Source organism: Methylobacterium sp. A49B (genome assembly GCF_053346215.1).
Genome location: NZ_JBKFBO010000016.1, coordinates 17,264 through 38,988, shown reverse-complemented (window position 1 = coordinate 38,988; position 21,725 = coordinate 17,264). Strand labels below are relative to the sequence as shown.

At 72.9% G+C, this 21,725-nt stretch carries 24 protein-coding genes; 18 read left to right on the top strand and 6 right to left on the bottom strand.

What is annotated here, in order from left to right:
• The first annotated feature begins 217 nt into the window (after positions 1-217).
• From pabB to ACLBX9_RS01980, 7 genes are all read left to right on the top strand, one after another.
• A complete protein-coding gene (pabB, locus tag ACLBX9_RS02010; protein ID WP_447717712.1) occupies positions 218-1,606 on the top strand; it encodes an aminodeoxychorismate synthase component I in 1,389 nt (462 codons plus the stop codon).
• Positions 1,603-2,217 (top strand): anthranilate synthase component II, encoded by a 615-nt coding sequence (locus ACLBX9_RS02005; protein WP_447717711.1) that lies wholly within the window; start codon positions 1,603-1,605, stop codon positions 2,215-2,217. Before pabB ends, ACLBX9_RS02005 begins: the two co-directional genes overlap by 4 nt.
• Complete coding sequence (locus ACLBX9_RS02000) at positions 2,204-3,055, top strand: aminotransferase class IV (RefSeq protein WP_447717710.1); 852 nt, start codon at positions 2,204-2,206, stop codon at positions 3,053-3,055. The genes ACLBX9_RS02005 and ACLBX9_RS02000 overlap by 14 nt, the downstream gene beginning before the upstream one ends.
• Positions 3,052-3,558, top strand: coding sequence for a DoxX family protein (locus tag ACLBX9_RS01995; RefSeq protein WP_010686811.1), 507 nt, complete (start codon positions 3,052-3,054; stop codon positions 3,556-3,558). The genes ACLBX9_RS02000 and ACLBX9_RS01995 overlap by 4 nt, the downstream gene beginning before the upstream one ends.
• Positions 3,559-3,684: 126 nt before the next feature.
• Positions 3,685-3,873 (top strand): hypothetical protein, encoded by a 189-nt coding sequence (locus ACLBX9_RS01990; RefSeq protein ID WP_447717709.1) that lies wholly within the window; start codon positions 3,685-3,687, stop codon positions 3,871-3,873.
• Between the two features lie 251 nt (positions 3,874-4,124).
• Positions 4,125-4,661, top strand: a complete 537-nt coding sequence (locus ACLBX9_RS01985; protein WP_447717708.1) for a YciE/YciF ferroxidase family protein — start codon at positions 4,125-4,127, stop codon at positions 4,659-4,661.
• A 407-nt stretch (positions 4,662-5,068) separates the two neighbouring features.
• Positions 5,069-6,766, top strand: a complete 1,698-nt coding sequence (locus ACLBX9_RS01980) for a methyl-accepting chemotaxis protein (RefSeq protein ID WP_447717707.1) — start codon at positions 5,069-5,071, stop codon at positions 6,764-6,766.
• An 11-nt stretch (positions 6,767-6,777) separates the two neighbouring features.
• Here the strand turns inward: ACLBX9_RS01980 and ACLBX9_RS01975 are convergent, their stop codons facing one another.
• From ACLBX9_RS01975 to ACLBX9_RS01955, 5 genes are all read right to left on the bottom strand, one after another.
• Positions 6,778-7,104 carry a hypothetical protein gene (locus ACLBX9_RS01975; RefSeq protein WP_010686808.1) on the bottom strand — a complete coding sequence of 109 codons (327 nt, stop codon included), beginning with the start codon at positions 7,102-7,104 and terminating at the stop codon, positions 6,778-6,780.
• A 77-nt stretch (positions 7,105-7,181) separates the two neighbouring features.
• A complete protein-coding gene (mazG, locus tag ACLBX9_RS01970; RefSeq protein WP_447717706.1) occupies positions 7,182-8,063 on the bottom strand; it encodes a nucleoside triphosphate pyrophosphohydrolase in 882 nt (293 codons plus the stop codon).
• Between the two features lie 54 nt (positions 8,064-8,117).
• Positions 8,118-8,360, bottom strand: coding sequence for a hypothetical protein (locus ACLBX9_RS01965; protein ID WP_010686806.1), 243 nt, complete (start codon positions 8,358-8,360; stop codon positions 8,118-8,120).
• A gap of 116 nt (positions 8,361-8,476) precedes the next feature.
• On the bottom strand, positions 8,477-8,722 hold the full coding sequence (locus tag ACLBX9_RS01960; protein WP_010686805.1) for a hypothetical protein: 246 nt from the start codon (positions 8,720-8,722) through the stop codon (positions 8,477-8,479).
• Between the two features lie 65 nt (positions 8,723-8,787).
• Entirely contained in the window at positions 8,788-10,734 is a 1,947-nt protein-coding gene (locus tag ACLBX9_RS01955; protein ID WP_447717705.1) for a glycosyltransferase family 2 protein, read from the bottom strand.
• A 45-nt stretch (positions 10,735-10,779) separates the two neighbouring features.
• On the opposite strand from ACLBX9_RS01955, the gene ACLBX9_RS01950 reads away from it, so the two are divergent.
• The 8 genes from ACLBX9_RS01950 to ACLBX9_RS01915 all read left to right on the top strand — a co-directional run bounded on the left by ACLBX9_RS01950 (position 10,780) and on the right by ACLBX9_RS01915 (position 18,905).
• Positions 10,780-11,760 carry a transporter substrate-binding domain-containing protein gene (locus ACLBX9_RS01950; RefSeq protein WP_010686803.1) on the top strand — a complete coding sequence of 327 codons (981 nt, stop codon included), beginning with the start codon at positions 10,780-10,782 and terminating at the stop codon, positions 11,758-11,760.
• Between the two features lie 64 nt (positions 11,761-11,824).
• Positions 11,825-12,052: a hypothetical protein gene (locus tag ACLBX9_RS01945; protein ID WP_010686802.1), complete on the top strand. Its 228-nt coding sequence runs from the start codon at positions 11,825-11,827 to the stop codon at positions 12,050-12,052.
• Positions 12,049-12,327, top strand: coding sequence for a type II toxin-antitoxin system RelE/ParE family toxin (locus ACLBX9_RS01940; protein WP_039894603.1), 279 nt, complete (start codon positions 12,049-12,051; stop codon positions 12,325-12,327). Before ACLBX9_RS01945 ends, ACLBX9_RS01940 begins: the two co-directional genes overlap by 4 nt.
• A gap of 127 nt (positions 12,328-12,454) precedes the next feature.
• Positions 12,455-14,167: a lysine--tRNA ligase gene (locus tag ACLBX9_RS01935; protein WP_447717704.1), complete on the top strand. Its 1,713-nt coding sequence runs from the start codon at positions 12,455-12,457 to the stop codon at positions 14,165-14,167.
• Positions 14,168-14,174: 7 nt separating this feature from the next.
• A complete protein-coding gene (locus tag ACLBX9_RS01930; RefSeq protein WP_010686800.1) occupies positions 14,175-14,786 on the top strand; it encodes a pyridoxamine 5'-phosphate oxidase family protein in 612 nt (203 codons plus the stop codon).
• Between the two features lie 118 nt (positions 14,787-14,904).
• Complete coding sequence (locus ACLBX9_RS01925) at positions 14,905-16,233, top strand: AmpG family muropeptide MFS transporter (RefSeq protein ID WP_010686799.1); 1,329 nt, start codon at positions 14,905-14,907, stop codon at positions 16,231-16,233.
• Between the two features lie 199 nt (positions 16,234-16,432).
• Positions 16,433-17,749, top strand: a complete 1,317-nt coding sequence (locus tag ACLBX9_RS01920; protein WP_010686798.1) for a DUF2778 domain-containing protein — start codon at positions 16,433-16,435, stop codon at positions 17,747-17,749.
• Between the two features lie 106 nt (positions 17,750-17,855).
• On the top strand, positions 17,856-18,905 hold the full coding sequence (locus tag ACLBX9_RS01915; protein WP_010686797.1) for an HpcH/HpaI aldolase/citrate lyase family protein: 1,050 nt from the start codon (positions 17,856-17,858) through the stop codon (positions 18,903-18,905).
• Between the two features lie 5 nt (positions 18,906-18,910).
• On the opposite strand, the gene ACLBX9_RS01910 is transcribed toward ACLBX9_RS01915, so the two are convergent.
• The gene (locus ACLBX9_RS01910) at positions 18,911-19,894 is read right to left on the bottom strand and encodes a GlxA family transcriptional regulator (RefSeq protein ID WP_039894641.1); all 984 of its coding nucleotides are present in this window, start codon (positions 19,892-19,894) and stop codon (positions 18,911-18,913) included.
• A 54-nt stretch (positions 19,895-19,948) separates the two neighbouring features.
• On the opposite strand from ACLBX9_RS01910, the gene ACLBX9_RS01905 reads away from it, so the two are divergent.
• The 3 genes from ACLBX9_RS01905 to hspQ are packed head-to-tail and all read left to right on the top strand — an operon-like array spanning position 19,949 to position 21,467.
• A complete protein-coding gene (locus ACLBX9_RS01905) occupies positions 19,949-20,686 on the top strand; it encodes a DJ-1/PfpI family protein (protein WP_039894600.1) in 738 nt (245 codons plus the stop codon).
• Complete coding sequence (locus ACLBX9_RS01900; RefSeq protein ID WP_447717703.1) at positions 20,683-21,081, top strand: nuclear transport factor 2 family protein; 399 nt, start codon at positions 20,683-20,685, stop codon at positions 21,079-21,081. The genes ACLBX9_RS01905 and ACLBX9_RS01900 overlap by 4 nt, the downstream gene beginning before the upstream one ends.
• A gap of 47 nt (positions 21,082-21,128) precedes the next feature.
• Positions 21,129-21,467: a heat shock protein HspQ gene (hspQ, locus tag ACLBX9_RS01895; RefSeq protein ID WP_010686794.1), complete on the top strand. Its 339-nt coding sequence runs from the start codon at positions 21,129-21,131 to the stop codon at positions 21,465-21,467.
• Positions 21,468-21,725: the final 258 nt, after the last annotated feature.

Here is a 21,725-nt window from a genome sequence, read left to right as displayed (position 1 = left end):
GAGCCGGAAACTTGGCTGTTCGGAAGGCGTTTGCGCGCCGGTCCTGAGATCCCACATGAAGACGCGGAACGGCGGCCTGCGTCGGGCGCGCGCCCCGTCTGCGCCTCCGAGGCGGCCCCTGCGTGCAACTGCCGCTTCCCCCGCGGCATCGCCTGTGCGACGGCAGCGTGACACGATCCGCCCCACCCGCGCCCAGGACGATAGCCCGAACCCGGTCATGTGGACCCGAGAGATCCCCTTCATCGATCCCGTCGCGGCGGCCGCCCGGCTGCGCGCCCTGCCCGGGCTCGCCTTCCTCGACAGCGCCATGCGGCACGACTCCCTGGGGCGCCATTCGATCGTGGCGGCCGAGCCGTTCGCGCGCTTCCGCTACCGCGACGAGCGCGCGATCCTGGACGGGAACCCGGTCCCGGGCGGTCCGTTCGCGGCCTTGCGGGCGTGCCTCGCGCCGTACCGGATCGACCCCGACGCCGAACACCCCTTCCCCGGCGGGGCGATCGGCTACTTCGCCTACGATCTCGGCGCGGCACTGGAGCGGGTCGCGGCCCCGGCGCGGCGGGCGGGGCTCACCGACGACATCGCCCTGAACCTCTACGACACGGCCCTGGTGATCGACCACGCCGCCGGCACCTGCCGGCTCGTCGCCACCGGCTTTCCCGAACGCGACCCGGAGAGCCGGCAGGCCCGCGCGGCGGCGCGGCTCGCCCGCTTCGCGGATCGGCTCGGCGCCGCGGAACCCCCCCTCGGGACCTCCGAAGCGCCGTCGGAACCGCTCGCTTGGCACTCGAACTTCGACCGACAAGGTTATGAGGAAGCTGTCGAAAAGGTCCGTGCCTACATCCGCGCCGGCGACATCTACCAAGCCAACATCGCCCAGCGCTTCACCGCCGACCTGCCGGCCGGGTTCGACCCGTTCGCCCTCTACCGGCGCCTGCGCGCCACCAACCCGGCGACCTTCGGGGCCTACCTGGAACTGGAGGGCCTGACCGTCGCCTCGTCCTCGCCCGAGCGGTTCATCCGCCTCGACGGCCGGCACGTGGAGACGCGGCCGATCAAGGGCACCGCCCGCCGCGCGGACAACCCCTTGGACGATCCGGAGGCCGACCGGGCGGTGGCCGAGGCGCTCCAGGCCAGCGTCAAGGAGCGGGCCGAGAACGTCATGATCGTCGACCTGCTGCGCAACGACCTGTCCCGGGTCTGCAAGCCGGGCAGCGTCGCCGTCCCGACCCTGTGCGGACTGGAGACCTACGCCAACGTCCACCATCTGGTGTCGGTGGTGACCGGAGACCTCCGCGACGGGCTCGACGCCCTCGACCTCCTGGAAGGGACCTTTCCGGGCGGCTCGATCACGGGGGCCCCGAAGATCCGCGCCATGGACATCATCACGGAGATCGAGGGCGACGCCCGGGAACTCTACTGCGGCGCCATCGGCCGGATCGGCTTCGACGGGGCCCTCGACACCTCGATCGCGATCCGCACGGTGTTCATGGACGACCGCCAGGCGGTCCTGCAGGCCGGCGGCGGGGTGACCCTGCTGTCGGAGCCGGGCCCGGAATACGACGAGACCCTGGCCAAGGCCGCCCGCGTGTTCGAGGCCTTCGCATGATCCTCGTCCTCGACAATTACGACTCGTTCGTCTTCAACGTCGTCCGCTACCTGGAGGAGCTCGGCGAGACGGTCCGGGTCGTGCGCAACGACGCCCTCGACGTCCCCGGCATCCGGGCCCTGGCGCCCGAGGCCCTGGTGGTCTCGCCCGGCCCCTGCACCCCCGCGGAGGCGGGGATCTCCCTGCCGGCGATCCGGGAGCTGTCGGGCGCGGTGCCGATCCTGGGCGTCTGCCTCGGCCATCAGGCGATCGGCGCGGCCTTCGGCGGCACGGTCGCGCGGGCGCAGCGCCCCCTGCACGGGCAGGCGACGCCGATCGCCCACCGGGGCGAGCGGCTGTTCTCCGGGCTGCCGGCGCCGATGCCGGTGGGGCGCTACCACTCGCTCGTGGTGACCCCCGGCCCCGAGATGGAGACGCATCTCTCGGTCGACGCGGTCTCGCAGGAGGGCGAGGTCATGGCGCTCTCGCACCGGACCCACCCGACCTACGGCATCCAGTTCCACCCGGAATCGGTCCTGACCGAGGGCGGCCACGCCCTGTTCGCCAACTTCCTGGACCTCGCCCGGGCGTGGCGGGAGAGACCGGAGGGACGCCGCGATGCTGTGGCGTGACGGCGCGATCGCGCCCGGCACCACGGCCCCCCTCGACCACACCGACCGCGGCCTGACGCTGGGCGACGGCCTGTTCGACACGGCGCTGGCGCTGGGCGGCCGCGTGGCCTTCGAGGACGCCCACGTTGCCCGGCTCGTGGCCAGCGCGGGCACGCTCGGGATCCCCGTCGATCCGGAGCGGGTCCGCCAGGCCATGCGGGCGCTGGCCGGGCAGGGCGACCGGCTCGCGATCCGGACCACGCTGACCCGCGGCTCCGGTCCGCGCGGGCTGAAGCCGCCGGACGATCCGCATCCCACCCTGTTCGCCACCGTGGCCGCCAGCACCAAGGCGGTGGCCTTCGCGCCCCTGCGCCTGTGGCCGACGCCGATCGCCCGCAACGACACCTCCCCGGCCGCACGGCTGAAGACGCTCGGCTACGGCGACGCGGTGCTGGCCGCCGGGGAGGCCGCCGCCGCCGGCTTCGACGAGGCCCTGTTCCGCAACACGCGCGGGCGCGTCGCCTGCGCGGGCACCGGCAACCTGTTCGCGCTGTTCGGCGAGACCCTGGTGACGCCGCCGCTCAGCGACGGCGTGCTGGCCGGGATCGTGCGGGCCGAAATCCTCGCCCGCGCCGCCGCGTGCGGCCTGCGCGCGGAGGAGCGGTCGCTGAGCCTGCCCGATGTCGTGGGCGCCGAGGCGGTCGTCCTGACCAATTCCCTGCGGCTCCTCGCCCCCGTGACGGCGATCGGCGACGCCGCCCTCGGGAGCGCCGGGCATCCGGCGGTGGACCGGCTCAAGGCGGCGCTGCGGGCCGCTCTGGCCCGTTCCTGCCAAGTGGTGGAGGAGATGGTCGCGTGACCGGTGCGGCGGTCGAGGCGGGGCGGCGCCGGCTCCGCTACGGGCTCGCGGCGCTCTACGCCGTCATCGGGGTGGTGCACCTCGTGGCGACCGACGCGATGCTGCCGCTGATGCCCGACTGGGTGCCGGAGCCCCGTCTCGTCATCCTGGCGACCGGCCTGTGCGAGATCGCGGGCGCCGCCGGGCTGCTCACCGGCCGGTTCCGCCGCGCCGCCGCGATCGGCCTCGCCCTCTACGCGGTCTGCGTCTACCCGGCCAATCTCAAGCACGCCTTCGCGCATGTCCACGTGGCGGGCATCCCGGATTCCTGGTGGTACCACGGCCCGCGCCTGGCGTTTCAGCCGGTCTTCGTCTGGATGGCGCTGTGGGCCGGCGGGCTGCTCGACTGGCCGTTCCGCGGATGGACGAGATCTGTCCGCGGGGCGACCAAGATGTCCGCGGCCGCGCCGCCGCCAGGCGCAGCTCCGCGGCCCGACGGGCCAGCAACCGCCCGGGAACCGTGATCCCAGGATCCTGTGATCCCAGGATCACGGCAGGCTTTGATCCCTGGATCCCGGGCGATATGTTGCCGGCCAGCTGCCGCGCGCGACGGAATACCGTGCCGCCCGGCCACAATACGGGCGAGCGACATGACGAGGCGCCGAGACCCGGGCCGGACGCGCCCGCCCCTGCCGGATACGGTGCCGGATCGCGACGCCGTCGAGCGGGCCCTGGAGGCCGTCCTCGACCGCCTGCGCCCGAAGCCGGTCAGCGCCGCCACCGACCCGGCGCGGGCGGGCGCGCGGCGGAAGGGGCGCCCCGGCGACGAGACGCGCTGAGGGGGTGATCGGGTCCCGCGCCTAGAGCGCTCTCCGCCGAAGTGGACGCCGGTTCGGCGCAAGAGAGCGCGTTACAATAAAGGCCTAGAGCCGTGCCCGATCGCGTTGCGATCGGGCACGGCTCTAGGGGAAAAGGTTCCTCCACAGGGCGAAGATATCGTCCGGCCATCGTCCGGATACGTCCCGCTGGACCGGCGTTCCCCGTCCGGAAGCCGCGCGATCCCTGAGCGGCCCCACCGGAGACAGACCGCATGGCCAAGCAGAAGACGCTGCACGACGCCTTCTACGAGACCCTGAAGGACGTCTACTATGCCGAGAAGCAATCCGTGAAAGCCCTCAAGAAGTCCGCCAAGGCCGCGGAGCACGCGGACCTGCGCCAGGCCTTCGAGACCCATGCCGAGGAGAGCGCCCAGCAGGTCGAGCGCCTGACGCAGGTGTTCGAGATCATCGGCAAGCCCGCCCGGGCCAAGACCTGCGAGGCGATGCAGGGGATCGTCTCCGAGATGGAGGAGGACCTCGACGACTTCGCGGACAGCCCGGCCGCCGACGCGGTGCTGGCGGCCTGCGCCCAGGCGGTGGAGCATTACGAGATCGCCCGCTACGGCACCCTGAAGACCTGGGCCGGCCAGCTCGGCTACGCGGAGGCCGCCAAGCTCCTCGACGAGACCCTGCAGGAGGAGAAGAAGACCGACGCGCTCCTCTCCAAGATCGCCGAATCGATCAACGCCGCCGGCGCGGCGGAGGACGACGCGGAGCCGTCCAAAGGCAAGGGCAGGAAGGCCGCCTGAACGGCGACCACCGGAACGCCGCCGACGCTGCCGCACGCGGCGGCGTCGGACGTGTTGCGGGCCGGTGCGACGGGCCGGGGGTCGGGGCGCCGCGGAACGAGGTCGCAGGGCGGAGCTACTGGCCCGCGATCGTCCGATCCGCTCGCGGCAGCATGCGACCCGACCGAGATCGGTCTTTTACACTGTCACGACGCTTTTAAGTCATAGACATTTCGAAGCGATTGTAAATTAACGAGTCGATAGATCTTAAAATCTCGCCAGCGGAAGCTTTTTCAGTCGGCGTAAGCATTCAGCGATCGGCGTTCTTAAACTTGCTGCGGATGATTCCGCGCCATAAAAGATCTATCGATACCGACGATGCGATATTTCCGAACACACCGCGCGCATTCTTTCCGGACATGCCCGACATGAATATACTGAAAAATATAAAGACACTGACCAAGATCACAATACCGTTCGTCATGACGACGCTGGTGAGCGCAGTCATCGTCATCTACGCGCTGAATACCATGAACGGAATCAGGGCGCGGAGCGGCTACGTCGCGGAGTATCTCACCGTCCGGCTGGCCGGCCTGCAGAATGCCCGGATCCATCTCGGCGACGCCGCGCTCATGAACCGCACCCTCATCATCGGCGAACCCAAGGCCGAGCTCACCACGTTCGAGAACCGCTACAACGAGGCCGCGAAGGCGACGCTCGATGACCTCGATCGCCTCATCGCCGCGTCGCGGTCGGCCGACGACGCGGAGAAGGCCCAGCAGATCCGCCGGATCGCCGCACCGCTGTTCGAGATCGTGGCGAACAGCAACACGGCGGCCCTCGATGACGACCGCGAGGCCGCCATCCAGATCGCGCTGAAGGACGCGCTCGGGCTGCGCAAGGCCTTCCACGCGGCGATGCAGACCCAGGTCGCGGAGCTGGAACGCCGGATCGATGACGGCAAGCAGGCCACGCAGGCCGAGGTGGAGCGCGCCACCACCATCCTGATCGCCACGGCCGTGACGGGGCTGCTCGCCGCCCTGGGCGCCGCCGGCGGGATCGCGGTGTTCGGGATCACGCGCCCCCTCGACCGCTTGGTCGCGGCCCTGCAGCGCATGGCGGGCGGCGAGACCGACGCCGCGCTGGCGGAAGCGGCGCGGCGGGACGAGATCGGCGCGGTCGGCCGGGCCGTCGAGGGGATCAAGGCCATGGTCGCCCGCGGCGCGGCCGAGGCGGCGGAGCGGCGGCACGCGGACGAGGCCGCCGCCGCCGCGGCGCGCAAGCGCGCCACGCTGGACCTGGCCGACGCCTTCGAGCGGGCGGTGGCGGGTCTCGTCGGGCTGGTCTCGTCGGCGGCCGCGACCCTGCAGGACACCGCCCGCCGGATGTCGGACACCGCCCAGGAGACCGCCCGGCGGTCCACGGCCGTGGCGGCCGCCGCCGAGCAGGCGGGGTCCAACGTCGACACGGTGGCGGCCGCCACCGAGGAACTCGGGACGTCCGTCCAGGAGATCGGCCGGCAGGTGGCGGGCTCGACCGGCCTCGCCCGGACGGCGGTCGGCGAAGCCGATCAGACCGCCGCGCTGGTCGCCGCGCTGAGCGAGGCCGCCGCCCGGGTCGGCGGCGTGGTGCAGCTGATCTCGGGCATCGCGGCCCAGACCAATCTGCTGGCGCTCAACGCGACGATCGAGGCCGCCCGGGCCGGCGAGGCGGGCCGGGGCTTCGCGGTCGTGGCCGCCGAGGTGAAGGAGCTGGCCGGGCAGACCGCCAGGGCCACCCAGGAGATCGCCGGCCAGATGGCCCAGATCCAGGGCGCGACCGGCGAGGCGGTGGGCGCCATCGCCACGATCACGGGTCGCATCCGCGAGATCGACGCCGTCGCGGCGACGATCGCGGCGGCCGTGGAGGAGCAGGGGGCGGCCACCCAGGAGATCGTCCGCAATGTCGGCCAGGCCTCGGCCGGGACCCGGGAGGTCACGGGCAACATCGCCGGCGTGGCCCAGGCCTCCGAGCAGACCGGGCGGGCCGCCGACCACGTGCTCGCGGCGGCCGCGGACCTGTCACGCCACGCCGAACAGCTCTCGGCCGAGGTCGAACGTTTCCTCGGCACCGTGCGAGCCGCCTGAGCGGCGGCGGTTCAGTTCGCCTTCTCGATGGCGCTGAGCGGCGTCCAGTAGCAGCGGTCCTGCGAGTCCTTCAGGGCGATGCAGCCGTAGGTCATCGTCCGGTTCTCCAGCCGGACCTCCTCGCCGAGCTTCCAGGACCGGCACTCGCCGCTGGCGAGGCTGACCTTGAGGAGCTGGCCGAACGCCTCCTCCTCGCCGGCCATGACGAGCTTGAACAGGCGGTCCGTGACCTCCTGCGTGTGGCAGCCGAATCGCTCGTTCACGATCGTCTCGGCTCCGGCGGGGCGGGACAGGGCGGCCACCGTGAGGGCGGCGAGGAGGGGAAGGGCAAGACGCATGCGCGGAACATATCCACCGGCCGGCGCCTGTCGAGCCCTCGGAGGCAGCCGCCGCCGCGGATGATCGCCGCGCCCGCTCACGGGTCCCGCGCAGCCTCGGCGCGCTTCACCGCCTGCCACGCGGCCTCCATGGCGGGCAGGTCCGAGCGGCCGAGCGCGCCTCCGGCCGCCCGCAGCTGCTCCGCCATGGCGGCGAAGCGGCGCTCGAACTTGGCGGTGCCGTCGCGAAGCGCCGCCTCCGGGTCGATCCCGGCATGCCGGGCGAGGTTGGCCACCGAGAACAGCAGGTCGCCGATCTCCTCGGACAGGGCCCCGGTATCGCCCGCCGCCAGGGCCTCGGCGACCTCGTCGGTCTCCTCGCGGACCTTGCCGACGACCTGGACGGCGTCGTCCCAGTCGAACCCGTAGGCGGCCGCCCGCCGCGAGACCTTCTCGGCCCGGGCGAGGGCCGGCAGCGCGCGGGCGACGCCGCCGAGCGGGTCGGGGGGCGCCTCGCCCCGGTCGGCGTGCCGGAGCGCCCGCTCCTGCGCCTTGATCGCGGCCCACTGCGCCTCGACCTGCGCCGGGTCGCGCAGCGGCGAGCCCTCGGGCAGAAGCCCGCCGTCGGGGGTGAACACGTGCGGATGGCGGCGGATCAGCTTGTCGCCGATCGCGCGCGCCACGTCGTCGAACGCGAAGGCGCCCGCCTCCTCGGCCATGCGGGCGTGGAACACCACCTGGAGGAGCAGGTCGCCGAGTTCGTCGCGCAGGTCGGCGCGGTCGCCCCGCGCCACGGCGTCGGCGACCTCGTAGGCCTCCTCGATCGTGTAGGGCACGATGGTTTCGAAGGTCTGCGCCACGTCCCAGGCGCATCCGCGGTCCGGATCGCGCAGGGCCGCCATCAGGCGCAGGAGCCTGTGCAGGGGCGATTCCCCCGGAATCTGCTCCGGCGCCGGTCCCGGCTCGCGTGCGTCGCTCATGCGGAAGGCGTTAGAGCATGGGGCACGAAACGGAAATCCACCCCTCGCGCGAACTCACGCGCGCCTTACCCGGGCGTCGCGTTCGCGCACCTGCTCGTCCTGCAGGGCGTTGAGGTAGCCGGTCAGGCGTCCGCTGACCGCCGGATCGGCGCACTGGACCCAGAGCGGGGCGGGAAGCGTGCGGACGGGCAGGCGCAGCAGGAAGGTCTCCGCCGACAGGGCGGCCTCCCGCTCGGATGCGGCGGCGAGAAGGCGGGCGCCCGCCTGCGTGCCGATCAGGATCGCGATCGTTGCCATGGGACACCCACACCCTGCGCCGACAACGGCCGCCGGCCCCAAGCGTTGCGCAAGTCGTCGCGCAAGGCGTCGCGCAAGGCGTCGCGCAAGACGTCGGGCCTGTCGTTGCGCCTGTCTCAGCTGGTCGGCCGGATGCAGAGCGGTTCCCGGGCGAGCGCGAGGCTGAACGACCAGAGGATCTGCCCGACCTCGTCCATCAGCACTGCCCCGGTCAGGAGCATGCCGGCGGCCTTGCGGCAGAGGTCCCGGGCTCCGCGGATCGCGGCTTCCGCGTCCTCCGCCTCCAGGCGGTCGCTGGCGAAGGCGAGGCCGCAGCGGCCATCCGCGTGCTCTAGGGTGCGTCGGAGATGATAGGCCGGCATCGCTCTGCCCACCCCGCGGTGATCGACCGGCCGCCCGCGATGCGGGCCTCTACGGCAAGCCGAGGCTACGGGCTGCGGCGGATGTCGGAATTGACCCATGTTAAAGGGAATCGCATTCGTCCGCCCGCGGGGGCCCGGTGTCCGGTCCACGGTGTCGCAGGGCGTCCGGGGCGCCGCAGCCGGCCGCTGCGCGAGGTCCGCGCCAGGCCGTGCCGGGTCTTGTTCCAGCGGTCCGGGGCGCGGATCAGCTCGACCAGCGCGAGCCACGCGGCCAGGCTGACCATCAGGTAGTAGGCGGGCATCCAGAGGACCGATTGGGCGAGGTCGCCCCAGCCGCGACGGGCGCAGCCGAGCAGCGCCGGCAGCACCAGGGCCGCGAGCCCCGTCCCGAACAGCGTGATGGACAGCCCCGTGACGAGGTTGTCCAGGAAGGCGGACGCGGCCGGGACGTCCTGGATCAGCAGGGACCAGACCGCCAGGGCGAGGCACACCGGATAGGCCAGCGCCGAGGCCACGGTGCCCGGGACCAGCGCGACGGCGCAGAGCGCCTCCAGGCCGCCGAGGCTGTGCGCGTTGGCCAGCGGGCGGCGCCCGTGGGTGAGGCTCGTCTGGATCAGGCCCTTCAGCCAGCGGGTGCGCTGGGCGAGCCAGGGCGCGAACCGGGCCGGCGCCTCCTCGAGCGTGGTGCTGGGCAGGTCGCCGACGGTGTAGCCCGCCAGGGCGAGGCGCAGGCCGAGATCGGCATCCTCGGTGACGTTGAAGGCATCCCAGCCGCCCAGCGCCCGCAGCACCCCGGTGCGCAGGTGCATCGAGGTGCCGCCCAGCGGCACCGGCAGCCCGCAGCGGGCCAGCGCCGGGTTCAGGACATCGAACAGGCCCGCATATTCGAGGGCGAAGGCGCGGGCGAGCCGCGAATCGCCGGCATTGTCGATCACGAGGCGCCCCTGGAGGCAGGCGGTGCTGTCGGGAAGGCGCGCGAACAGGGCGGCCGCCAGCCGCAGCTGCCCGGGATCGGGGGCGTCCTCGGCGTCGTAGACGGTGAGCAGCGCGCCGCGGGCGAGCGGCAGGGCGACGTTGAGCGCCCGGGGCTTGGTGCGCGGGGCGCCCGGCGGCACCGTGATCACCGCGAACCGGGCCGGCAGGGGGATGCGGGCGAGGGCCGCCGCGGTCTCGGCATCGTCCCGCTCGATGAGGAGCGTGATGTCGAGCTTGGCCGGCGGATAGTCCAGGGCGGCCAGCGCCCGGATCAGCTGGGGCACCACCGCGGCCTCGCGATGGAGGGGAACCAGCACCGTGTAGACCGGCAGGTCCGCATCGGCGAGCGGCGCCACGGCCCCGTCCGCCATCGCCACCGGCGCCGGGATGGCCAGGGCCGCGAGCCGCAGCGTCGTCATGCCCAGGAACAGGCACTGCGCGGCGAGGGCCGCGGCGCGGACGAGCGGCGCCGGGAGGGCCGCGCACAGGCAGAGCCCCGCGGCGAGCGCGAGGACGAGGAGCATCAGCCACCAGACGGCCGGCTCTCGCGCCGTGGCCCGCTCGGGCATCCGCCGCCGCAGGTCGTTGGCGGCATGATCGGCCACCTGCCCGGGGATCGCGGCGAACACCGCTTCGCGCAGATGGGTCGGGCTGGTGATCGCCGGCCGGGCGATGCGGTGGGCGCCATCGAGGAGGTCCGCGATCGCCCGGCCGCGGGGCGCCAGCACGCAGGGTGCCACCGAACCGAGGGCCAGCGGGGCGAGGCCGGTGACGAGGCTCCCCGGGAAGGTGAGGCCCAGGCCGAACGCGATCGGCCCGTCGAGGTAGGGGGCGTCGAGCGCCCGGGCGAGGGCCCGGTAATACGTCGCCTCGGCCATCAGGCCCCCGTTGAGCAGGGCGGTCGCCGCGTCCGTCCCGGCGGCGGCGGCCTCCGCGGCGGCGCGGGCGAGCAGGCGGCCGTCGACGCCCTGCGCGAGAAGGAAGGCGACCTCCGGCGGCAGGGCAGCCTGCGCCGCAGGCGGGCGCTGGAACGACACGCCGCGCGCTCCCCCGGTGGCCTCGGGACGTGGTAGAGGGGGCGGGTGAGCCAGTCCCCCTCCCCCCGCTCCGAGAGGAGCACCGCCCCCGCCCCGTCGTCAAGAGCGCGTGGGATCCTTGTCCCATCCTGGCTCGCGGCTGCCGCACTCGTCGTCGGCTTGGGCTGCGGGTCGCAGTGCGTCGGTGCCGCCGCCCAGACCGCCCCGCCGTCTGCCCAGCCGTCCGCACCGCAGACCGCGGCTCCGGCGGCCACGCCCGCCGTCGCGGTGCCGGATTTCTGGAACCCGCGCAGCCGCGGCGAGCGGGTGGACGCCCCCCAGACCGGCCGCGCCGTCCGCTTCCTCACCGACGACGAGTTCCCGCCGCTGCACTTCGCCGGGCCGGACGGCAACCCCACCGGCTTCGTGGTCGAGCTCGCCCGGGCCGTGTGCGAGAAGCTGACGATCTCCTGCACGGTGCAGGCGCGCCGGTTCGACACCCTCCTGGACGCCCTCGACGGCAAGCAGGGCGACGTGGTCGCGGCGGCGATTCCCCTGACCGCGACGCTGCGGGAAAAATTCCTGTCGACGCGCCCGTATTTCCGCTGGCCGGCGCGCTTCGCCGCCCGGACCGACAGGGGCCTCCCCGTCCCCTCGGCGGCGGCGCTCGCCGGCCGCAGCGTCGGGGTCATCGCCGGCAGCGCCCATGCCGCCTACCTTAAGGCGTTCTTCCCGAAGGCCGTACCGAGGGACTTCGCCGACCTCGCGGCCGCCGAGAGCGCGCTCAAGCGCGGCGAGATCGACTACCTCTTCGCCGACGGCCTGAACCTCGCGCTCTATGTCGGCGGCCAGGACGCGGAGTCGTGCTGCGCGCTGATCGGCGGCGACTACCTGGAGAACCGATACTTCGGGGAGGGCATCGGCCTGATCACCCGCCAGGAGGACGCCGCCCTCTCCCGGGCGCTGGACGACGCGCTCCAGCGGGTGTGGGACGACGGCAAGTACACCGAATTGTACCTGCGGTTCTTCCCCGTCAGCCCGTTCTGAGGGCTTTCATCGCGGGCGGGAATCGGGGATCCTGCCCGCCGGGCTTCGGCTGTCGGATTGCACCATGACGGATCTGCTCGAACTGGCCATGGCGAAGGCGCGCGACCTGCCTCCGGACCGACAGGACGAGATCGCTCGCCTGCTTCTGGCCTTCGTGGGTGACGAGGGCCCCGTCTACCAGTTCACCCCGGAGGAAGAGGCGGAGCTCGACGAAGCTGATGCCGCCGAGGCGCGGGGCGACTACGCGACCGACGCGGAGGTGCGCGCCATCTGGGCCAAGCATGGCCTGTGAAGCTGCTGCTGACCCGCCCCGCGGCAGCTCAGCTCGACAGGGTGCTTACCTATATCGATGTGCTGAACCCGCAGGGCGCGCGTCACGTCCTGCAACGCGTTCAGGCTGCGATGGATCTTCTTCTGCAACATCCCTTCGCGGGCTCAACGACCGCGCGACCCGGAGTTCGGCGGCTCCTCGTACGCCCTTACCCCTACGCGATCACGTATCGCGTCCGCGCAGGCGAAGTCGTCATACTGGGCATCCGGCACAGCGCGCGCCGGTCGCAAGTCTGACCGCGCTCTGCTGATCGTGCCATCGTCGCTGCGGGTGATCGTGGCCCCGCATTGCACCGCCAGACGTTCCGCTCCAATGCGAACCGCTCTAGGGTGGGCGCTTCCCATTCGCGCTCATCCAGACCACATGCCAGCCGCTCCCCCAGCCCTGACCCTCGACCCCGACATCGTCGAGGCCGCCGCCAACGCCGCCGCCTGGCCCTTCGAGGAGGCGCGCAAGCTCGTGGCGCGGCTGGAGAAATCCGGCAAGACCGAGATCCTGTTCGAGACCGGCTACGGCCCCTCGGGCCTGCCGCATATCGGCACGTTCGGCGAGGTCGCCCGCACCTCCATGGTGCGCCACGCCTTCCGGGTGCTCACCCGCGACGCGGTGCCGACCCGGCTGATCGCCTTCTCGGACGACATGGACGGGCTGCGCAAGGTCCCGGACAACGTGCCGAACCGCGAGATGCTGGCCGCCCATCTCAACCAGCCGCTCACCCGCGTGCCGGACCCGTTCGGCACCCATGACAGCTTCGGGGCGCACAACAACGCCGAATTGCGCCGCTTCCTCGACGCGTTCGGGTTCCGTTACGAGTTCCGCTCGGCGACCGAATGCTACCGCGCGGGCGTGTTCGACGCGACGCTCCTGCGGGTTCTGGAGCGCTACGACGCCGTGATGGAGATCATGCTGCCGTCGCTGCGGGCCGAGCGCTCGGCGAGCTACTCGCCGTTCCTGCCGCTCCACCCGGTCACCGGCCACGTGATGCAGGTGCCGATCGACGAGGTGAAGGCCGGCACCGGCACCATCGTGTGGCGCGATCCCGCCACGGGCGAGCGCTACGAGACCCCGGTGACCGGCGGCCACGCCAAGCTGCAGTGGAAGCCCGACTGGGCGATGCGCTGGGTGGCGCTGGGCGTCGATTACGAGATGGCCGGCAAGGACCTGATCGATTCGGTCAAGCTCTCGGCCAAGATCGCCCGGGCGCTCGGCGGCGAGCCGCCGGAGGGCTTCAATTACGAGCTGTTCCTCGACGAGAAGGGCCAGAAGATCTCGAAGTCGAAGGGCAACGGCCTGACGATCGACGAATGGCTCAAGTACGGCACGCCGGATTCGCTCGCCCTGTTCATGTACAACAAGCCGCGCGAGGCCAAGCGCCTGTTCTTCGACGTGATCCCCCGGCACGTGGACGAGTATATCGGCTTCCTCGACCGCTATGCCGGGCAGGACGCGAAGCTGCGGCTCGGCAACCCGGTCTGGCACCTCCACGCCGGCAACCCGCCGGAGCCCGAGCGGGTCGAGGGCGCGAGCCTGACCTTCGCGATGCTGCTCAACCTCGCCGCGGTGGCCAACACCGAGGATCCGGCGGTGCTGTGGGGCTTCATCCGCCGCTACGCGCCGCAGACCGGGCCGGAGACCCATCCGGGCCTCGACCGGCTGGTGGTGCACGCCCTGAAGTACTTCTCGGATTTCGTGCGCCCGGCCAAGACCTACCGGGCGCCGACGCCCGAGGAGCGGGCGGCGCTGGAGGATCTGTCGGAGACGCTCAAGGACCATGCCGGCTCCACCGATCCGGAGGCCCTGCAGGCGGCGGTCTACGAGGTCGGGCGGCGCCACTTCCCCGACACGTCCGGCAAGGCCAAGAGCCCGGACGGGCGGCCCGGCGTGTCGCAGGCGTGGTTCACCAGCCTCTACAACGTGCTGTTCGGCGAGGCGCGCGGACCCCGGTTCGGCTCCTTCGTGGCGCTCTACGGCGTCGCGGAGACGCGGGCCCTGATCGCCTCCGCGCTGTCGGGGGCGCTGGTGGCCGAGCACGCGGCCTTCGCGGCCGGCAAAGCCCCGTCGCTCGAGGACGTGTGACCGCGCGATGATCGTCGACAGCCTCGCCGCGCTGGAGGCGATCTACGACGCGCCCCTGGCGCCCGCCTCCACCGCCAAGGTGGCGGCTTCGATCACGCCCGCCTACGCGGCGCTGATCGCGGCCTCGCCCTTCGCGGTGCTGGCCACCAGCGGCCCCGAGGGGCTCGATTGCAGCCCCCGCGGGGACCGGCCGGGCTTCGTGCAGGTCGCCGACCCGCGCACGCTGATCCTGCCGGACCGGCGGGGCAACAACCGGATCGACTCGCTGCGCAACATCGTGCGCGACCCCCGGGTGGGGCTGCTGTTCCTGATCCCGGGCTCGGGCACGACCCTCCGGGTGAACGGGACGGCCCTGATCTCGGCCGATCCGGATCTCCTTGCCTCCTTCCGCGTCGACGGGCACGCGCCGCGCACCGCGGTCGTGATCACCGTGGCGGAGGTCTATTTCCAGTGCGCCCGGGCGATCATCCGCGCGGGGCTGTGGGACGCGGAGGCCCGCGTCGATCCGGCGACCCTGCCGACGCCCGGGGCGATCCTGGCGGCGCTCACCGCGGGCGCGGTCGGCGGTGCGCGCTACGATGCCGAATGGCCCGAGCGGGCGGCGAAGACGATGTGGTGAGGACCGGGCCGGTCCGGGCCCCGACCGTGTCGTCGCGGTCCACGGCAGGGTGGGCGTGCCGGTTGCACGCCCCGCCCATCTCTGCTCTCTCCTCCCCCGAGGCTCAGGAGACGCGTGCATGGCGAACCCGGCGCAGGTCACCGGCGCGCCCGAGCCGGTGAAGGCCGGGACGGGCGCCTTCCTCACCCCCCTGTTCACCGACCGGCGGGTCGCCGCGGTGCTGGGCCTCGGCTTCGCGCAGGGGATCCCGTTCCTGCTCGTCTACGCGACCCAGTCGGCGTGGCTCGTCCAGGCGAAGGTGCCGCTGGCCACCATCGGGCTGATGAGCGAGCTGACCATCGCCTACAAGCTCAAGTTCCTGTGGGCGCCGTTCCTCGACCGGTACGACGCGCCGCTCGTCGGCCGCTGGCTCGGGCGGCGCCGCGGCTGGATCGTCGCCACGCAGATCTTGGTGGCGCTCGCGCTCGCCGGCGTCGCCTTCGGCGATCCGGCGAACTGGCTCGCCTGGACGGTGGCGTTCTCGCTGGCGCTCGGCGTCGCCGGCGCCACGCAGGACGTGGTGATCGACGGCTGGCGCATCACCGCCGCGCCCCCCGAGCAGCAGGCGCTGATGTCGTCCTGGTCGGAGATCGGCTTCCGGATCGGCAACCTCGCGGCAGGGGCGGGCGCCCTCTACCTGTCCGACGCCTATGGCTGGCGCGCCGCCTACCTGTGCATGGCCGCCCTCATGGCCCCCGGCACGGTCGCGGCCCTGCTGGCGCCCGAGCCCCCTGCCCCCGAGGCGCCCGCCACCGGCGGGTTCGTCGAGACCGTCTGGGCGCCGATCCGCGACCTCCTGGCCCGGCTCGGGCCGCTCGCCGTCCCGGTGCTGGCGCTGGTCGCGGGCTTCCGGATGCCCGGCTACGTCTCGAACGCCATGGCGATCCCGCTGTTCAAGACGCTCGGCTATTCCAACACCGACATCGCCACCGTGACGAAGCTGTTCGGCTTCTGGATCGCGCTCGGCGGGACCTTTCTCGCCAGCGCCATCATCCCGCGGATCGGCATGATGGCGAGCCTGCTGATCGGCACCGTCACCGCCTCGGCCTCGCACCTCGCGCTGGCCTATCTCGCTTGGCACGGCGGCCATGGCGGCGCCGCCTTCTGGACCTTCGCGGTCACCGTGGGGATCGACGGCTTCGCCTACGCCTTCGCGTCGATCGTGCTGATCACCTACATGTCCCGGCTCTCGGCCACCGCGCACGCGGCGAGCCAGTACGCCCTGCTCACCTCGCTCTGCGCCCTGCCCGGCAGCCTGCTCGCCGGGTTCTCGGGCTTCGTGATCGAGCAGACCGGGTTCGCGTGGTTCTTCGTCGGCACGTCCCTGATCGGTATCCCGGTGGCGCTGCTGTGCGTCCTGGTGGCGCGCCGGCACGGGCCGATGGAGGCGCCGGGGCAGGCCGCGTGAAACCAGCGCGAGGCGGCGTCCCGCCCGGGATCGCAGCCGGCGGTTGTCTCTTTAGCGGAGATTAACCATGGGGCGGCTTAATGGCGGGGACGGTTGATGTCCTCCCCAGACGGGCAACCCTGACCACGCGCGCGGAAAAAGCCTCCGCGGGCGAACGGTGGCGGCTGCCTGCGGGGAAGCGCGGACGCGAGTTCCCCGAATGGCCCAGGCTGCGATCTCCCGAACCGCGTACCGCGCCGCCGCGCCCGCGCGGACGGCACCCCCGCGCATCACCTACGTGGAGACCCCCTACGACCCCGTCGTCCGGACTCGGGCCCCCTACCCGAGCGCCATGCGGCGCGCCCGCCGCCGGGCCCGGCTGACCGGCCTCATCGCGCTGACGGCCGTGACCCTGGCCGGCTGGGCCGTGCTCACCCCTCCGCCGGGTCCGCCCGTCGGCGAGCCGCCGGCCGTCGCGGCCACCGCTGAGCCGGCCCCCGCGCTCCGGTCCACCCTGGCCACGGCCCGGGACCCGGCGCCCCGGCCGAGCGTCGCCTGGATGCTCGATCCGAGGGCCGCCCTGGGCTCCGGCGCGGCGCGCGCCTTCGGGGACGAGGCGCCGCCCGCCCCCGGATTCCTGGTCGCCGTCGCCGAACCGCCGGCGGCGATCCGGGAGATCGCCCGGCAGGTCGCACAGGCGGAGCAGGTCCGGAGTACCCGGGCCCGGGTTGCCCAGGCCAGGATCGTCGAGGCCGCGAAGACGCCGGAGCCGCAGTTGCGCACCGCCGAGGCCGCGCCGACGCCGGCGGCCCTCGCGCCCGTCGCCACCTCTTCCCTCGTGCCGCTGCCGGTGGCGCGGCCGCCGGAGTTCCGGCGCGCCGCCCCGGCGCCCATCCGCGTGGCCGCCCGCGCCATGCCCCGCACCCGCGACGTGTTCCGCGCCGCGATGGCCGAGGAGCCCTCGTTCTTCGAGAAGCTGTTCGGCGGCGGGTCTCGGGAGGAGTCCCGCCAGGAGGCGCGCCAGGCGCTGGCCTATGCCAGCCCGGATGCCCTGCCCCAGGAAGCCCCGCGCACCCGGATCAGCCCGGCGCCCGAGTCGGTGGCCGGCACGGCGGTCTACGACATCACCGCCCGCACGGTGACGCTGCCCTCCGGCGAGGTGCTGGAGGCCCATTCCGGCCTCGGCGAGGCCATGGACAACCCGCGCTACGTCCACCTGCGGATGCGCGGCTCGACGCCCCCCGGTACCTACGACCTGACGGAGCGCGAGCGCCTGTTCCACGGGGTGCGGGCGATCCGCCTCAACCCGGTGGGCGGCAGCGCCGCGATCCACGGGCGCGACGGCCTGCTCGCCCACACCTACATGCTGCGTCAGCCCGGCGCGTCGAACGGCTGTGTCTCGTTCCGCGACTACAACCGCTTCCTGCAGGCCTTCCTGCGCGGCGAGGTCCGGCGGCTCGTTGTGGTGGCCGGCAGCGGCGGCGATTTCTTCGGCAGCCGGATCGGCATGGCCGATCGTCCGGGCCGGCGCGGATAAGGGCTGCGCCGAAAGTCGGAGATCACTTCCGCGCGGCGCGGCTTTACGCGCCCGCCCAAGCCTGCCTTAACGGGGCTCAGACGCCAGCCCTGACAAGAGGCACCCGATGAAACTGCCCCGCCGCTTCTTCCAGCCCCTCGCCACCGGCGCGCCGGCCCCGTTCCGCGAGCTGCCGGTGCGGCTGGAGCGGATGATCCACTTCGTGCCGCCCCACAACGACAAGGTCCGCGCCCGGGTGCCGGAGCTCGCCGGCACGGTCGACGTGGTGCTGGGCAACCTGGAGGACGCGGTCCCCGCCGACCAGAAGGAGGCGGCGCGCAAGGGCTTCGTGGCCATGGCCCAGGCCACCGACTTCGCCGCCACCGGCACCGGCCTCTGGACCCGGATCAACGCCCTCAACTCGCCGTGGATTCTCGACGACCTGTTCACGATCGTCGCCGAGGTCGGGGACAAGCTCGACGTCGTGATGGTGCCCAAGGTCGAGGGGCCGTGGGACATCCACTACATCGACCAGCTCCTCGCCCAGCTCGAGGCGCGCCACGGGGTGACGAAGCCGATCCTGGTCCACGCGATCCTGGAGACCGCCGAGGGCGTGGCCAACGTCGACGCCATCGCGTCGGCCTCGCCGCGGATGCACGGCATGAGCCTGGGGCCGGCGGACCTCGCGGCGTCGCGCGGCATGAAGACCACCCGGGTCGGCGGCGGCCATCCGGATTACCGGGTGCTCAGCGATCCCTCGGGCGACGCCCCCCGGGCCACGGCGCAGCAGGATCTCTGGCACTACACGATCGCCAAGATGGTCGATGCCTGCATGGCCAACGGCATCAAGGCCTTCTACGGCCCGTTCGGCGATTTCTCAGACGGCGATGCCTGCGAGGCGCAGTTCCGCAACGCCTTCCTGATGGGCTGCGCCGGGGCCTGGACGCTGCATCCGAGCCAGGTGGCGATCGCCAAGCGGGTCTTCGCGCCGGATCCGGCCGAGGTCGCCTTCGCGGCCCGGATCGTCGAGGCCATGCCGGACGGAACCGGCGCGGTGATGCTCGACGGCAAGATGCAGGACGACGCCACCTGGAAGCAGGCGAAGGTCATCGTGGATCTGGCCAAGCTCGTGGCCGCGAAGGATCCGGAGCTGGCGGCGGTGTACAAGCTGGGGTGACTCTTTCACGCCCCGAACCGCGCCCGGTACTCCTGCGGCGTCGCCGCGACATGCCTTGAAAAGCTGCGCCGCAGCGTCTCCTCGGAGCCGAAGCCGCAGCTCCGGGCGATGCGCTTCACCGGCTGCGCCGTCTCGGCGAGCGCCCGCCGGGCGGCCTCCACCCGCAGGCGCTCCACCGCCTTGGCCGGGGTCAGGCCGGTCGCCTCCAGATAGTGCCGGCTGAGGCTGCGCTCGCTCATCCCGGCGGCTGCGGCCAGCGCCGGCAGCGACAGGTCGCCCGAGAGGTTCTCGGCGATGAAGGCGTGGAGCCGCCCGAACCGCTCCTCCCCCGCCTGCAGGGCCAGCGCCGCGCTGAACTGCGCCTGCCCGCCGGGGCGCTTGAGGAACATCACGAGGTGGCGCGCCACCGCCAGGGCGAGGGGGCGGCCGAGATCCTCCTCCACCAGGGCCAGCGCCAGGTCGATGCCGGCCGTGACGCCCGCCGAGGACCAGACCGGTCCGTCGCGCACGAAGATCGGGTCCGGCTCCACCCGGACCCGCGGATGGCGCGCGGCGAGCGCGCCGCAATGCTTCCAGTGGGTGACGGCCCGCCGCCCGTCGAGGAGGCCGGCCGCGCCCAGCAGGAACGCGCCGGTGCAGACCGAGGCGACCCGGCGGGCGCGAGCGGCCCGGTCCCGCACCCAGGCCACCAGGGCCACGTCGCCGCAGGCCGCGACGACGCCGGGTCCGCCGGCGATCACCAGGGTGTCGACCGGCGCGTCGCGGTCCGGGAGCGGGTCGACCATCAGCCGCAGGCCCGCCGAGGCGGTGAGGGCCAGATCGCCGGCCGACACCACGCGCGGCGCGTAGGGCGTGCCGGCGCCGCCATGCTCGTTGGCGGTGGCGAAGACCTGGAGCGGTCCGGCCACGTCGAGGAGCTGCACCTCCGGGAAGGCCAGCACTTCCACGGGCCGCGGCGTGTTTGGCGAGATGCGAGGGGTCTTTGGCATGTCCGCCAGATCCTGCCGCGGTAGGGTCCCGCTGTCCACCACGGAGGCATCGGCATGATCCCGACCGACACGCACCTTCAGATCGGCTCGCTCCTGTTCGAGGGGCTCGACCAGATCGACCTCACCGGGCCGTTCGAGGTCCTGTCGCGGGTGCCCAACAGCACCTACCGGATCTACGGGGCGAGCCCCGAGCCCGTCCGCGACGTGCGCGGCCTCCGGATGCTGCCGGACGCGACCTTGCGCGACGCCCCGCGTCTCGACGTGCTCCACGTGCCGGGCGGCCATGGCCAGGAGGCGCTGATGCGCGACGCCGCGATCCTCGGCTGGATCCGCGATCAGGCGGCGGGCGCGAGCCACGTCCTCTCGGTCTGCACCGGCGCCCTCCTCCTCGGGGCCGCGGGCCTCCTCGTGGGGCGGCGGGCGACGACCTACTGGAACGCGGTCCACCTGCTGCCGTTCTTCGGCGCCGAGCCGGTGGACGCCCGCGTCGTCATCGACCGCGACGGAGAGGACCGCACCTGGGTCTTCGCCGCCGGCGTCACCGCGGGGATCGACGGGGCGCTGCGGCTCGCCGCGGAGCTGCGCGGCGACGAGGCCGCGCAAGGCATCCAGCTCGGCATCCAGTACGCGCCCGAGCCCCCCTTCGACAGCGGCACGCCCGGCACGGCCCCGCCGGCCATCCTGGCGCGGGCCCGGGCGGCGGCGGCCGACATCACCGCCCGGCGCGAGGCCACGGCCCGCGCCATCGCGGCCGAACTCGGCATCCGGGTCCCTGGAGGAGACCCCCGATGAACCTCACCCACGTGCGCGCCTTCGCGGCTGCCCTGCAGGCCAAGGATCGGGACGCCATGCTGGCGCAGATGGCCGACGGCGTCGTGCTCAACACGTCGCTCGCCGCCGAGCCCGTGCGGGGCAAGGCCGCGATCCGACCGGTGGTCGACGCGCTGCTGGCGACGATCGACGCCTTCGAGATCCGCGAGATCCTGCAGGGGCCCGTCTACGCGGCGGCGTTCTTCGGGGCCTCGGCCGGCCCCCACCGGATCGACGGCACCGATGTCTGGCGCCTCGACGAGGCCGGGCTGATCCGCGAGATGACGGTGCTCTGGCGGCCCCTGCCCGAGGCGATCGCCGTCCGGGATCTGCTTCTTCGCGCCGCCAATACAGGAGGATCGGTGCGCGGCGGGTGACACGATCCGTCATCGGACCTATCTGTCCGTCCTGGACGGATCGAACCATGACGGACGTGACACTGAGAACCGCGAAGTTCGCGATCGGCGCCGTGGTGCGCCACCGGATCTACCCGTTCCGGGGCGTCGTCTTCGACGTCGATCCGGTGTTCGACAACACCGAGGAATGGTGGCTGTCGATCCCCGAGGAGGTGCGGCCGCGCAAGGACCAGCCCTTCTATCACCTCCTGGCGGAGAACGCCGAGACCGAGTACGTCGCCTACGTGTCGGAGCAGAACCTGCTGCCCGACACCTCGGGCGAGGCCCTGCGCCACGCAGCCATCGCCGAGATGTTCGTGCGCGACGATGCGGGCGCCTACCGGATGCGCGACCGCGCCACGAACTGACCGGTCGCGCCGGGGTCCGGGAAAAGGGTTCGGCAAGCCCGCGACGGTCGCCTCGTGCGACGGCGGGCGCCGTCGGACGGGCTCCGCGCCATGGTCACCAGATCCCGATTCGCTGCCGCGACGCCCCTGGCCGCCGGCTTCCTCTGCGCCCCCGTCCGCGCCACGACAGCGCCGCCGAACTCGATGCCGGCGGGCTGGTGCTCCGGCGCGAGCCCGGCAGCGCGCTGGCGAGCGCGGACCTGTCGATCGCCCGCGACC